Below are 12,848 nucleotides of genomic sequence, written 5' to 3'. Positions count from 1 at the left end.
GTGAAACGTCCGAACAGATGTTAGGCCATTCGAACAGGGTGTGAGAGAATGAGTGCGGTGTTAGACGTACCCGCATCGTCTGACAACCCGACCGCTGATCCTACTGAGCGCCGCTTACGCGTTGCTGCCGGTGGCTGATATCGGCTCGGGAGATAGAGCTTTCCGCGGTAGAACGCGATTATTGGCCCGTTACAGCCTCGTAGATGTGGGAGCGTAGCCAGACGGGCAGGAGAGTGCGTACACGTATGGCTGACAAGGCCACAGCGTCGGGACGCCCTGAGGGCACCCGCACGAAGAAACTAGATTCACAAGCACAGGACGCCATAGCGGAATCGCTGGCGGAATTGAAGCGCGATGCGCCAGAGCGGACATCGCGTAAGCGCGCGGTGGCCCCGAAGGTTTCCACTGACGACCTGTTCAATTCGATTGCCCCGCGCGAGGAAGCAGCCGAAGCGAAGCAGGCAGACCCCAAGCCAGATGGTGCTCCCAAGAAGGAAGCAACCAGCAAGAAGACCACCAAGAAGAAGGCTGGCGAAGCCCTCTTCAGTGCCAGCGATGCGCAGAACGGTTCTGGGGCGAAGGTAGCCGAGTCCGCTCTGGCACCGGCCATGACGGCCTTGCTGTTCCAAGAGCCGGATGTGGCACAGGCGCGTACTCGTCGTCGTCCTCCCTCGAAAAACAACGAGCCGTCCGAACCTTCGGAAGCCAGCCACAAGCAATCAAACGGCGATTCGAAGGACGAATCCAAGGGGAACCGGCGCGGGTCCCGTGGGCGCCGCAAGCAGGGCGAAACCACGGAGGATTCGGACAACCAGCGCGAAACCGCACCCGAACCCGAATCGGCTCAGGAGAAGTCCGGCGCCAAAGACGGCGGGCAGAAGGACAACAAGGGCAACCGGGACACCAGATCCAAGAAGGATTCGAAGGATAAGGATCACGGCAAGGACCAGCCAGCCAAGGGCCAGCCGAACAAGGATCAGACCAACAAAGACCAGCCCGCCAAGGAGCAGGCGAAGGATGCGGACAAGGAAGAAGCAGACCAGTCCGTCACCACGCGCCGCAGGCGCCGCCGCCGGTCCTCGGAAGCAACGGACGAGGTAACGGCACCCAAGGGCTCAACCCGCTTGGAGGCCAAGCGCCAGCGCCGCAAGGAAGGCCGCGAGGCCGGACGCCGCCGCCACACGATCACGGAATCGGAATATCTAGCACGCCGTGAATCGGTCAAGCGTGACATGGTGGTGCGCGAACAGGATGGCCTGAACCAGATCGCCGTTCTTGAGGATGACGTGCTGGTGGAGCATTACGTTGCTCGGCACACGCAGGTGTCCATGGTGGGCAACGTGTACTTGGGCCGCGTCCAAAACGTGCTGCCATCCATGGAGGCGGCGTTCGTGGATATCGGAAAGGGCCGCAACGCGGTTCTCTACGCCGGTGAAGTGAACTGGGAAGCCGCCGGAATGGAAGGCAAGCCCCGCAAGATTGAGCAGGCGCTCAAGTCCGGCGATACCGTTCTTGTTCAGGTGACGAAGGATCCGATCGGCCACAAGGGCGCACGCCTGACGGCTCAGGTGACGCTTGCAGGCCGCCATCTGGTGCTGGTTCCCTCCGGCGCTATGACGGGCATCTCCCGCAAGCTTCCCGAAAAGGAACGCCAGCGCCTGAAGAAGCTACTCAAGCAGATCGTGCCCTCCGAACACGGCGTGATTGTTCGCACCGCGGCCGAAGGAGCATCGGAAGAGCAGTTGCGCGCCGATGTTGAACGGCTGACCGCTACGTGGGCGGAGATCCAGGAGAAGTCCAAGGCTTACAAGTCCGCACCGGTGCTCTTGAAGGGCGAGCCGGAGCTGGCGGTGCGCGTTGTCCGCGACATCTTCAACGAGGATTTCGCCTCCCTGAAGATTCAGGGCAAGGAAGCGTGGAAGACCCTGTCCGAATACGTTGGCGAGCTCTCACCTGAGCTGACCGAACGGCTCGAACACTGGACTTCCTCCGAGGATATCTTCACGGCAAACCGGGTGGATGAGCAGCTGTCCAAGGCGTTTGATCGCAAGGTGTGGTTGCCCTCGGGTGGCACGCTCATCGTGGATCGCACCGAAGCCATGACGGTGATTGACGTCAACACGGGCAAGTTCACCGGTGCCGGCGGATCGCTTGAGGAAACGGTCACCAAGAACAACTTGGAGGCCGCAGAGGAAATCGTGCGTCAGCTTCGCCTTCGCGATATCGGTGGCATCATCGTGGTTGATTTCATCGACATGGTGCTCGAGGCCAACCGCGAGCTTGTGCTGCGGCGCCTCATCGAATGCTTGGGGCGCGATCGTACGCGCCATCAGGTTGCTGAAGTCACCTCGCTCGGGCTTGTGCAGATGACGCGTAAGCGGGTGGGTCAGGGCCTAGTGGAGGCTTTCTCCACCACCTGCGAAGCCTGCGATGGCGCCGGGTATATCACCCATTCCCACCCGGTCGAGCGCACGGATGGTCCATCCGATTCCGGGCAGCGCCGCGGCAAGAAGCAGCAACAGCAGCAGCCGGCCCGCGATCAGGGGTCGGACAACGATCCCAAGCGTGATGGTGTGAAGAACGCCCTCAACTCGATCGCCGCGGCGGGTAAGGGCCAAGAGGATGGTGCCCCCGCTGCCGAGACCTCCGCGCCTGATACCGGTTCGTCCGGGCCCAAGAAGCAGAAGAAGGGCAAGAAGTCTTCGGGCTCCGGTAAATCCGGTGGTTCAAGTAAGTCCGGTGGTTCAAGTAAGTCCGGTGGTTCGGGAAAGAATAAGAAGAAGAACGACGACGGCGCCCCGTCTTCCACCTCTCAGACAGTGGTCAAGAAGGCGCCGGCACCCCTAGACAAGCCGATGGATAAGCCAGCTGCCTTGCGCAGGGCGGCGAACGCCCCCGTGGGCAAGGTGGAAACCGGATCTGCGGGCGCTGCGAGTGAACCCGCGGGTGAGGGTGCCGCGAAGGAATCCAAGCCTAAGAAGGTTCGCCGTGTCTCTTCCTCGGGCACGATCACGCCCGGGAGTGATGCTGGTGCAGCCATCATGAGCTTTCCCGCGCAATAGCGCGTGCCTGCGCGGTGAACCCGCGTGGTGTATCCCATAGCCGAATTGCCCCATAAGGGGCTTCGGGACTTGATTGGCTTACTGGAAAGTGAGTAACCTTGAGAGTCGGCGCGCGAAATCGTGCCCATTAGTTAGTCATGCTCCGCAATAGCGTGAGCAGCCGGAATCAACAGAGATGAGCAAGAACGTGGTTTACGCGATCGTCAAGGCCGGCGGCCGTCAGGAGAAGGTGTCCGTTGGGTCCGTCGTCGTAGTTGACAAGATGGATGGACAGGCAGGCGATACCGTCGAGCTCGATCCCATCATGCTCGTTGACGGTGACAAGGTCACCACGGCTGCCGATGGCATTTCCGCAAAGGTAACAGCCGAGGTTGTTCGTGACGATAAGGGTCCGAAGATCAACATCGTCAAGTACAAGAACAAGACTGGTTACCGCAAGCGCATGGGTCATCGCGCCAAGCTGACCCGCCTCAAGGTCACCGGCATTCAGTGAGTATTTACTCCGTCAACGCATTACTAGAGAGCAGGTTCTAGAGATGGCACATAAGAAGGGCGCGAGTTCCTCGCGCAACGGGCGCGATTCCAACGCGCAACGCCTCGGCGTCAAGCGCTTCGGCGGCGAAATCGTCAAGGCCGGAGAGATCATCGTCCGCCAGCGTGGAACGCACTTCCACCCAGGCAACAACGTTGGCCGCGGCAAGGACGATACGCTGTTCGCACTGCAGGCTGGCAGCGTCAAGTTCGCAACGCGCAGGGATCGCAAGGTCATCGATATCGTCGATGCGCAGGCGTAACTAAAGTCTGATAGCGAGAGGGTGGAAGGCGATGCCTTCCACCCTCTTTCTTTTTCTTCCCACACCCATCCGACCCATCCGACAAAAGAGCAGAGGAAACATGGCCACGTTCGTAGATCGAGTGACTATTTACGCCCAGGCAGGCAATGGCGGCAATGGGTGTGCATCGGTGAAGCGCGAGAAGTTCAAGCCGCTGGGCGGGCCCGATGGCGCCAATGGCGGGCACGGCGGCAACGTCATTGCTCAGGTGGATCCGCAGGAGACAACGCTGCTGGCCTTCCACCACTCCCCGCACCAGAAGGCAGAATCGGGAACACAGGGTGCGGGAGATATGCGCGCCGGGCGCAATGGCGCCGATCTGATTCTTGGCGTCCCCTCTGGAACCGTGGTGCGGTCTACCTCCGGTGAGGTGCTCGCGGATCTCGTGGGCAAGGACGCGAGCTACGTCATTGCTCGCGGGGGCGCGGGTGGCTTGGGCAACGCCGCACTGGCATCGCCCAAGCGTAAGGCCCCTGGCTTTGCCCTGCTGGGTGATGAGGGCGAGCAGGCTGACGTGGTGCTCGAACTCAAGTCCGTTGCCGATGTGGCTCTCGTGGGATTCCCGAGCTCCGGCAAGTCCTCGCTGATTGCAGCCATGTCCGCTGCGCGCCCGAAGATCGCCGATTACCCGTTCACCACACTGGTTCCCAACCTTGGTGTGGTTCAGGCAGGCGATGATCGCTACACGATCGCTGACGTGCCGGGCCTCATCCCCGGGGCCTCCGAGGGCAAGGGACTCGGCCTCGAGTTCTTGCGGCATATCGAGCGCTGCTCCGTGATTGTTCACGTGGTGGATTGCGCCACGCTGGAGCCCGGCCGTGATCCGCTCACGGATCTGGACATGATTGAGCGTGAACTGGCCGCCTATGCCCACGAGCTGCCCGCCATCGAAGGCCGCGTGCCGCTCATGGATCGCCAGCGCATTGTGGTTCTCAACAAGATTGATGTGTTGGAGGCTCGCGAGCTCGCGGAGTTCGTGCGGGAGGATCTGGAATCTCGCGGCCTTCCCGTGTTCGAGGTTTCCGCGGCATCCCACGAGGGCCTGCGCCCGCTCTCCTTCGCTTTGGCCAAGGCCGTGGAGGCGGCACGTGCCGCAGAACCGGAGCTTGAGGAGACCCCGCGCATCGTTCTACGCCCACGCGGGCGCAGGAGCGAGGATGCGTTCACGATCGCCAAGCGTTCTAAGGGCGGTGAGGACTTCTATCTGGTTCGTGGCACCAAGCCCGAACGCTGGGTGCGTCAAACCGATTTCGATAACGATGAGGCCGTGGGATTCCTCGCGGACAAGCTCTACAACATCGGGATTGAGAAGGAACTCATGCGTGCCGGCGCGCGCGCCGGGGACATGGTAGTGATTGGCTCTGAGGAAGATGGCTTCATCTTCGATTGGGAGCCCACGATGCAAACCGGTGCGGAGCTTCTGGGACCGCGCGGAACGGATTTGCGATTCGAGGAACCGGTGCGCCCCACCCGCAAGGAGCGCAAGGACGCCTACTTGGACAGCATGGACGGGAAGGCGGAGGCTCGCGAGGAGCTCTGGCAGGAACGCGAAGCTGGACACTGGACGGACCCCTCCGGCATTTGATGGCAAGATGGCGGTGTGAACAACAAGGTGCTTCATCGCCATCAACTCGATCAGGCCACGCGCATCGTGGTGAAGGTTGGATCTTCCTCGCTTACGCGGCCTGACGGCAATCTGGACGTTGACCAGCTGGCTCACATCACGGGAACGCTCAGCGCTGCCCACCAGCGCGGCCAGCAGGTTGTGCTGGTCTCCTCTGGCTCCACTGCAGCTGGGATTGGCCCTCTGGGCCTATCCGGGCGCCCGCGAGAGATGCACCTGCACCAGGCGGCTGCGATGGTTGGCCAGTCCCGCATGCTGGCAGCCTGGGAATCCGAGTTCGCCAAGTCCCAGATCACAATCGGACAAGTGCTCTTTACCGCCGAAGATGTGGTGAACAGGCGCCACTACGCTAACGCTCAGAGCGCTCTGTCCACGCTCCTGTCCCTAGGCGTCATCCCCATCGTGAATGAAAACGATGCGGTGGTCACCGATGAGCTGAGATTCGGGGACAATGATCGCCTTGCCGCCCTGACCTCCCACCTTGTGGCGAGTGAAGTCTTGATCCTCCTGACGGACGTGGACGGCCTGTATACGATGCCTCCCAAGTTCGAAGGCGCCCGCCTCATCTCCGAGGTTCATTCCATGCGGGATCTAGATGCCTTCGAAATTACCGCCCACGGATCGATCGTGGGAACTGGCGGCATGCGCACCAAAGTGGCAGCGGCCGATCTAGCCTGTTCTGGTGGCGTGGCCGTGCTTATCACCTCTCCTGAGAATCTAGGGAGGGCTCTGGCAGGGGAGCCAGTAGGTACGTGGTTCCATCCCACAGGGAGGCGCACATCCGCCCGTAAGCTCTGGCTGGAGCACGCGGCTCAGGTCAAGGGCACCATCATCGTGGATGGCGGAGCTGCCGCCGCACTACGCCGGGGCGGCACGTCGCTGTTGCCCGTGGGCGTGTTTGCCGTGGCTGGCAGGTTCGCGTCCGGTGATCTTGTGGAGATCCGCCAGATGGACGGAACAACGATCGGGCGGGGTATCTGCGGCTTCTCGTCAGAGGAACTCACCCGCATCGCGGGCGATAAGGATACGGCGCACGGGTTACGGCCCGTGGTGCACGTCAACGATTTCGTGCGAGTGCGCGCCCATCACGCGGCTTCGCCCGAGTAGCCGGTGTGCCAGCCCTCGGCACCCGGCAACATGAGGCGTACGTAACACACGTTGAGTGAGATCGTCCACTGTATGGAGGGCCCGTCTTGCCATTCGGACGTGCTGTTGTTTACTCTGTAGGCGTATCACAAGATACAAGCCGCCACCCGCGGAGTCCATGCCGGAAGGGATGAGTAGCAATGTCAGTGAATGCGGTTAACAACCCAAACGCTCCACTCCATGTGCTTCCCCTCCATTTCGTGTGCAGTCATCGTCGAATGTGCAAGTGAACCTTGTGCACGGCCCTGCAGCCACTCTTTCCTCCAACCACTCGATGCTCGCAAGCGATACTCATCGAAATCGTGAACGGACGAACGACCATGACAGTTCAATTATCCACCAATGAAACACTTTCACCCGAACGGGCAACAGAAGCCACGATCGGAGTGGACCTGACGCTTCTCGGGGCGGTATGCAGCGAGGCGTTTGCCTCGATTGGCATTGATCTGCCCGTTGAACACGCCAGCCTTTCCCGCATCGGTTCGTGCATCGGCGCGGCCTGCAACGGCGGTCTCGATTTTATTGCGCTCTCCAAGGATTTTCAGGCGCGATCCGATCGTGCCACGTGCATGGATGCAGCGCGCACGGTTTCGCGAATCATGGACATCGGCGCCGTTGGCTTCTCAGCCGGGATTCCTGCCGAAAGTGCAAATGTAGACGAGGCAGTGGAGCTGTTGGCCGCACAGAAGGATGGCTGGGGCTGCATCGAAATCGATATTGACGATTCTGCCGATATGGAGCAGTTGGCTGCCAATGCCGCGGCCGCTCACGAATCAGGTGTGAAAGTCACGGCGCGCGTGGAATGCGATCGCCTCACGTCCTTGGATATCGATGAGCTGGCCAGTTGGGCCGATATGGTCCGCCTGCTGACGGATGATCCCCACGAGGCTCGGGGTGCCCGCTTCGCTCTGCGTTCGGCAGCGCACCAGCAGGGACGCGATCTCAAGGTTCTTGTGGAGATCGGAATTATCATTTCCGGCAACCAGCAGGCGGCGAACGAACGGGCCATCCTCATCGAGGCCATGAATGGTCACCCCGTGTTCGAGGGCAAGACCTCCGTGGTGGGCACCGTGTACGATGTTGCGGACCTCGTGGAATCGTGGATCGGTTTGGGAGCCGCGGACGGCGTGGTGTTCCTTCCGGCCTCGCTGCCCACCGATTTGGCCTCTGTGATTCGCGGAGTGCTTCCGCTTCTTCGCGCCCGTTCCGAGGGATAACACGTTCAAAAAAGTAGGCACCTCACGTACGAGGTGCCTACTTTTGTTTATTGACGACGACGGCGAGTCAGTTCTTGTCCATCTCTGCAACCTTGGCGCGGACCTCGTCCATGTCTAGCCCCTCGATCTGAGAGATGAGATCCTCCAGTGCGGGGCCGGGAAGGGCGCCTGCCTGCTCGAACACGCGGATTCCATCGCGGAACGCCATGAGCGTTGGGATGGCGGTGATTCCGAAGTTGGAGGCGAGTTCCTGCTGATCCTCGGTATCTACCTTGCCGAACGTGATATCAGTGTGGGTCTCAGAGGACTTCTCGAAGATCGGGCTGAACTGACGGCACGGGCCACACCATGACGCCCAGAAATCCAGAAGGACAATGCCTTCATCGACCGTCTCATTAAAGTTTTCTGTGGTAACCGGAAGGGTAGCCATAATTGCCTTTCTTGTTGAACGCCTTGCTGTGGGTGGGAACGATGTGGGGGCGCAACCTATTCCCTATGTGAACCACTCCGCACCGTGAAGCCCATAGCACGGCAAAAACCTTTAGGCTTAGGCCTATGGCTGGATTAACCCCCACAGAAGGCGTTGAGGCGGCGGCTCGCCGGGCTCAACAAGCTGCACGCGCGTTGCGCGGTGCAACGAGTGGTGCCAAGGATGCGCTGCTGCGAACGATTGCTGATGAACTGGAAGCGCACTCGGACGCCATTGTGGCGGCCAACGTGCGCGATATTGAGGCCGGGCGTGCTTCAGGGATGGCAGAGGGACTGATCGACCGCCTCTTGCTCACTCCCGAACGCATCGCAGGCATAGCCGCGGCCACGCGTGAAGTGGCCGGGCTGCCGGATCCGGTTGGCGAAGTGGTGCGCGGCCAAACATTGCCGAATGGACTCATTCTGCGCCAAACCCGGGTGCCCATGGGCGTGATCGGGATGATCTACGAGGCTCGCCCGAACGTGACTGTTGATGCCGCCGCATTGGCGCTCAAGGCAGGATCTGTCGTGCTGCTGCGTGGTGGGAGCGCTGCGCTGCACACAAATGCGGAGATTGTTCGTGTGATGAGGGGCGCCGTCGTCGTCGAAAATCTTCCAGCGGACCTCGTCGCTACTATCGATGAATACGGGCGTGAAGGAGCCGTGGCTCTCATGCGTGCGCGCGGACTCGTGGACTTGGTGATCCCGCGAGGGGGAGCCGGGCTGATCCAAACCGTGGTGCGCGAATCGCTGGTTCCCGTGATCGAAACCGGCGTGGGAAACTGCCATGTGTATGTGGATCAGGGAGCGGATCTGGACAAGGCGCTCGCGATCGCGATCAACGCAAAAACCCACAGGCCCAGCGTGTGTAATGCGGCCGAAACTCTGCTCGTCCACGCGGCAGTTGCTGACCAATTCGTTCCGCGCGTCGTGGGAGGGCTCCGAGAAGCGGGCGTGACCGTGCACGGGTGTCCGAAGGTTCAGGAGCTGGCGCCGGGCGTGGTTCCCGCCACGGACGAGGATTGGGAGACCGAATACCTCGCGCTGGAGATGGCGGTGCGCGTGGTGGATTCCATCGATCAGGCGATCGAACATATCCGCCGGTACTCAACGGGGCACACGGAGGCCATCGTGAGCCAGGATGTGGGTGCGGTGCGTGCATTTACGTCCTCGATCGATTCGGCCGCGCTCATGGTGAACGCCTCAACGCGGTTCACTGATGGCGGGGAACTCGGTCTGGGGGCGGAGATCGGCATCTCTACCCAGAAACTGCATGCCCGTGGGCCCATGGGACTGACAGAGCTGACTACTACAACGTGGATCGTTGAAGGGGATGGTCATGTACGAATCTGACGTGCACGTCCCTTTTGATGGAACGCCGGGGCGCCGCCGCAGAATCGGGATCATGGGTGGAACATTCGATCCCATCCACCACGGACATCTTGTGGCTGCCTCCGAGGTGCAAAGCCATTTTGGGCTAGACGAAGTGGTGTTCGTTCCCACCGGGAACCAGCCATTCAAGCGTGACCGGGACGTGACGCTGGCCGAACACCGCTACCTCATGACGGTGATCGCCACGGCTTCCAACAAGCGTTTTTCCGTCTCGCGCGTGGATATCGAGCGGCAGGGAAACACCTACACGATAGATACCCTGCGGGACCTGCGCCACATCTACCCGGATGCGGACCTCTACTTCATTACCGGTGCGGACGTTCTTCCCGAGATTCTGCGGTGGAAAGACTCACAGGAACTGTGGGAGATGGCGCACTTCGTTGGTGTAACGCGCCCGGGGCATAAACTGGATGTTAGCAAGTTGCCGCCGGGCGTCATGACCCTGATGGAGATTCCCGCCATGGCGATCTCCTCCACGGACTGCCGTGAACGCGTGAGCCGCGACGCACCGATCTGGTATTTGGTACCTGATGGCGTTGTTCAATACATCGCCAAGTATCATTTATATGAGGACGTAAACGATGGAGGGCCTCAGGAGGCCCTCCAGGAGAAGGAGCACTGAGGATGAGCGAGGAGAAACCACGGTTGTCTCGGCGCCAAATGAGGGAACAGGGCATGCTTGGCCCCGTGACTGACGGCCCTTCACCAATCGAAGAGCTCTCGCGCACCCAAGAGATCAGCCTGAACCGGCTCAGCCGCAAGGAGATGCGTGAGCGCGAGCGGGCCTCCAAGGCCGCCGTTGATTCCGAGGTGGAGGCAGCCAAGCAGGAAGCAGCCCGGCGGGCCACCACCCAACGCGAAGCGGAGGCCGCCGCACGCAGAGCCGTGTCAGAGCGGGCCAGCGCCGAGGCCGCCGCACGTGCCGCTGCCAATCGCGAACGCATCGCTCAGGCTCAGCGCGCCGCTCAGGCAGAACAAGATGCCGCCCGCCACGACCGTGAGCAGGCCGAACGCGCCGCCGCGGCAGCCAGCGATGATCTTGCAGCCGCCGAAGCAACTCTGGCCGAAAGCGCCGAATCGTCCAATGGCGCCGGGCGCCGCAGCGTATTCGAACGCTTCGATGCGGATGCTGCGGGGACGTCCGGGAGCGCCGGGTCTGGTTGGTCCGCCGCTTCGGCTCCATCGGCAAGGTCCGCCAATGCATCGTGGGCTTCGAGCACGGATGATGACGAGGATCGTCGCGATGGCGGAGCAAGCCTGCAGGACCGCTTGCTGGACCGGATGCGTTCCGAGGGATATTCAACGGGGCCGTCGGCTGGCAGTGCGAGTCCGGAGGTAGGAAGCGAAACTGCGCCCGTTGAATCGCATCACACACTTGGCGAGGCCGTGGCCGGCGAATCGTGGACTCAGGTTTCATCGGCCGGCGATGCTGGGGAACCAGAGGAAGCCGCAGCCGCAGGCGCGAAAGAGGAATCTGACGCGGAAGCGAGCTCGGATACCGGCGTTCCCAAGGCTAAGACAAGCGCTCGGGAATGGGCGGAGGCTGATGATGTTGAGGCCGAATATGAGATCGAGGAGCTTCAGGAGGACAAGCCGCGCAACATCCTCATGACGGTGATCGGAATCCTCATCGGACTGGTTCTTGGAATCGCGTTGGGCTTCGCCGTTCGGCACTTCTTCCTCGAATCCGGCGGATACATCGATCCCTACACGATCGTTTCCTCCGTTCCGTACCTCAACGGGTTCCTTTACTAACATCAAGCAGCATCACAACACCACCAACCGCATCATCGCGGCGCCTTATCAGGGCGCATTACCAAGGAGAAAAGTGGCAGCATCTGAGGAAATCATCGAACTAGCGCGTGGCGCGGCAACAGGAGCTGCGGAGGTTAAGCCAACCAGCGTGGTTGCCATCGATGTATCCGAACGCCTGATCTTGACCGAGGTTTTCCTCGTGATCTCCGGTGAAAGCCAGCCCCAGCTGCGGGCGATCGTCAACGCCGTGGATCGCGCGATGCACGAAGCGGGGGAGAAGGTTCGCCGCCGCGAGGGCTTCGATGCGGAAATGCACTGGGTGCTTCTCGATTATGGTGACCTGATCGTTCACGTCCAGTTGGAAGAAGATCGCGAGTTCTACGCTCTAGAGAAGCTGTGGGCGGACTGCCCGCAGATCGATCTGGGTGTGGACCTGCGCACCGATGCTGTGGGCGATGAACCCAGCACACTCGATCGTCTGCTCGGCGGATCTGGTGAGGCTGTGGATTCCGCGGGCGGAAGCGCACAATGAGCGCGAGGCGAGTGATCCTGTGGCGCCACGGCCAAACCGATCTGAACGTTCAACAGCGCATTCAAGGATCACAGGATTTCCCGCTCAATGACGTGGGGCGTGCACAAGCCGCACGAATAGCCCCCGAGATTGCCGCCATGGCCCCGGATCGCATCATCAGCTCGCCACTCTCACGCGCGGCAGATACTGCTCAGCAGGTTGTGGAACTCGTGGGCGTGCCCATGGAGTGGGATGGCCGGTTGCGCGAACGGAACTACGGGCAATGGGAGGGAATGACTCGGGAGCAGATCCAGGAACGCGACCCCGAGCAATTCCTCGTCTGGACGGATGGGGGCTACCCCGAAGGCCTTGATATTGAGCGAAATGTGGATCTTGGCGAACGTTTCGCATCGGCTGTGGCGGAGGCTGCTTCTGACATGGAGGGCGGCACACTGCTAGCCGTTGCTCACGGCGCGGCGATACGCGCAGGGGTCTCAACCCTTCTCGGGTTGGGCGGCGAGGAATGGTCCGGCCTGCGCGGCATGGACAACTGCCACTTCGCGGTGCTGCAGCTCCAGACCAACCGCACGCCACAGTGGTGCTTGGTGGCCTACAACCAAGCAGTGGCTCCCGCGAATGAGCCCATCGAGGCCATCAGGAGGTAGGGGACGCGCGACCGCGAGGTGTGGGATGTATCTCGCGGAATACAGCCCTTTCTGATTTGGAGAGGCGGCTGTTCGGCTGTAAAGTTATACGAGTCCGAGGGGCATTGGCGCAGTTGGTAGCGCGCTTCCATGGCATGGAAGAGGTCAGGGGTTCGAATCCCCTATGCTCCACAAT

12 protein-coding genes and 1 tRNA gene are annotated in these 12,848 nt (G+C 61.2%); 12 read left to right on the top strand and 1 reads right to left on the bottom strand.

The genetic code is table 11. The features are described from left to right. The first annotated feature begins 608 nt into the window (after positions 1 to 608). The 6 genes from ACTHV6_RS06485 to ACTHV6_RS06460 all read left to right on the top strand — a co-directional run bounded on the left by ACTHV6_RS06485 (position 609) and on the right by ACTHV6_RS06460 (position 7,882). Positions 609 to 3,062 (top strand): Rne/Rng family ribonuclease, encoded by a 2,454-nt coding sequence (locus ACTHV6_RS06485; protein WP_441386504.1) that lies wholly within the window; start codon positions 609 to 611, stop codon positions 3,060 to 3,062. A gap of 175 nt (positions 3,063 to 3,237) precedes the next feature. Then, the gene (rplU, locus tag ACTHV6_RS06480; RefSeq protein ID WP_441386469.1) at positions 3,238 to 3,555 is read left to right on the top strand and encodes a 50S ribosomal protein L21; all 318 of its coding nucleotides are present in this window, start codon (positions 3,238 to 3,240) and stop codon (positions 3,553 to 3,555) included. A 43-nt stretch (positions 3,556 to 3,598) separates the two neighbouring features. Next, positions 3,599 to 3,856 carry a 50S ribosomal protein L27 gene (gene rpmA / locus ACTHV6_RS06475; RefSeq protein ID WP_441386468.1) on the top strand — a complete coding sequence of 86 codons (258 nt, stop codon included), beginning with the start codon at positions 3,599 to 3,601 and terminating at the stop codon, positions 3,854 to 3,856. A gap of 100 nt (positions 3,857 to 3,956) precedes the next feature. Then, on the top strand, positions 3,957 to 5,480 hold the full coding sequence (obgE, locus tag ACTHV6_RS06470; RefSeq protein ID WP_441386467.1) for a GTPase ObgE: 1,524 nt from the start codon (positions 3,957 to 3,959) through the stop codon (positions 5,478 to 5,480). A 15-nt stretch (positions 5,481 to 5,495) separates the two neighbouring features. Next, entirely contained in the window at positions 5,496 to 6,626 is a 1,131-nt protein-coding gene (gene proB / locus ACTHV6_RS06465) for a glutamate 5-kinase (protein WP_441386466.1), read from the top strand. A 359-nt stretch (positions 6,627 to 6,985) separates the two neighbouring features. Continuing rightward, a complete protein-coding gene (locus ACTHV6_RS06460; protein WP_441386465.1) occupies positions 6,986 to 7,882 on the top strand; it encodes a hypothetical protein in 897 nt (298 codons plus the stop codon). 67 nt (positions 7,883 to 7,949) lie between these two features. Here the strand turns inward: ACTHV6_RS06460 and trxA are convergent, their stop codons facing one another. Continuing rightward, the gene (trxA, locus tag ACTHV6_RS06455; protein WP_441386464.1) at positions 7,950 to 8,312 is read right to left on the bottom strand and encodes a thioredoxin; all 363 of its coding nucleotides are present in this window, start codon (positions 8,310 to 8,312) and stop codon (positions 7,950 to 7,952) included. A 125-nt stretch (positions 8,313 to 8,437) separates the two neighbouring features. Between trxA and ACTHV6_RS06450 the strand changes: the two genes are divergently transcribed. The 6 genes from ACTHV6_RS06450 (at position 8,438) to ACTHV6_RS06425 (ending at position 12,844) form a co-directional block, all read left to right on the top strand. Beyond that, complete coding sequence (locus tag ACTHV6_RS06450) at positions 8,438 to 9,703, top strand: glutamate-5-semialdehyde dehydrogenase (RefSeq protein WP_441386463.1); 1,266 nt, start codon at positions 8,438 to 8,440, stop codon at positions 9,701 to 9,703. Further along, on the top strand, positions 9,690 to 10,364 hold the full coding sequence (gene nadD, locus ACTHV6_RS06445) for a nicotinate-nucleotide adenylyltransferase (RefSeq protein WP_441386462.1): 675 nt from the start codon (positions 9,690 to 9,692) through the stop codon (positions 10,362 to 10,364). The genes ACTHV6_RS06450 and nadD overlap by 14 nt, the downstream gene beginning before the upstream one ends. A 2-nt stretch (positions 10,365 to 10,366) precedes the next feature. Further along, positions 10,367 to 11,497, top strand: coding sequence for a hypothetical protein (locus ACTHV6_RS06440; protein ID WP_441386461.1), 1,131 nt, complete (start codon positions 10,367 to 10,369; stop codon positions 11,495 to 11,497). 73 nt (positions 11,498 to 11,570) lie between these two features. Then, positions 11,571 to 12,029, top strand: a complete 459-nt coding sequence (gene rsfS / locus ACTHV6_RS06435; protein WP_441386460.1) for a ribosome silencing factor — start codon at positions 11,571 to 11,573, stop codon at positions 12,027 to 12,029. Continuing rightward, positions 12,026 to 12,673: a histidine phosphatase family protein gene (locus tag ACTHV6_RS06430; protein WP_441386459.1), complete on the top strand. Its 648-nt coding sequence runs from the start codon at positions 12,026 to 12,028 to the stop codon at positions 12,671 to 12,673. Before rsfS ends, ACTHV6_RS06430 begins: the two co-directional genes overlap by 4 nt. Before the next feature lie 98 nt (positions 12,674 to 12,771). Further along, positions 12,772 to 12,844: transfer RNA gene (locus ACTHV6_RS06425), tRNA-Ala, on the top strand. The last annotated feature ends 4 nt before the right edge of the window (positions 12,845 to 12,848 follow it).

Origin of the sequence: Ancrocorticia sp. (genome assembly GCF_052089425.1) — a bacterium.
In the GTDB taxonomy this organism is placed as follows: Bacteria; Actinomycetota; Actinomycetes; order Actinomycetales; family Actinomycetaceae; genus Ancrocorticia.
This window is presented reverse-complemented; position numbering and strand designations above follow the sequence as displayed.

Excerpts from the sequence above, each read along its gene's own strand:
- trxA (WP_441386464.1), bottom strand. The coding sequence starts at position 8,312 with ATGGCTACCCTTCCGGTTACCACAGAAAACTTTAATGAGACGGTCGAT.
- ACTHV6_RS06430 (WP_441386459.1), top strand. The coding sequence starts at position 12,026 with ATGAGCGCGAGGCGAGTGATCCTGTGGCGCCACGGCCAAACCGATCTG.
- nadD (WP_441386462.1), top strand. The coding sequence starts at position 9,690 with ATGTACGAATCTGACGTGCACGTCCCTTTTGATGGAACGCCGGGGCGC.
- ACTHV6_RS06440 (WP_441386461.1), top strand. The coding sequence starts at position 10,367 with ATGAGCGAGGAGAAACCACGGTTGTCTCGGCGCCAAATGAGGGAACAG.
- rpmA (WP_441386468.1), top strand. The coding sequence starts at position 3,599 with ATGGCACATAAGAAGGGCGCGAGTTCCTCGCGCAACGGGCGCGATTCC.
- ACTHV6_RS06460 (WP_441386465.1), top strand. The coding sequence starts at position 6,986 with ATGACAGTTCAATTATCCACCAATGAAACACTTTCACCCGAACGGGCA.
- obgE (WP_441386467.1), top strand. The coding sequence starts at position 3,957 with ATGGCCACGTTCGTAGATCGAGTGACTATTTACGCCCAGGCAGGCAAT.
- ACTHV6_RS06450 (WP_441386463.1), top strand. The coding sequence starts at position 8,438 with ATGGCTGGATTAACCCCCACAGAAGGCGTTGAGGCGGCGGCTCGCCGG.
- rplU (WP_441386469.1), top strand. The coding sequence starts at position 3,238 with ATGAGCAAGAACGTGGTTTACGCGATCGTCAAGGCCGGCGGCCGTCAG.
- ACTHV6_RS06485 (WP_441386504.1), top strand. The coding sequence starts at position 609 with ATGACGGCCTTGCTGTTCCAAGAGCCGGATGTGGCACAGGCGCGTACT.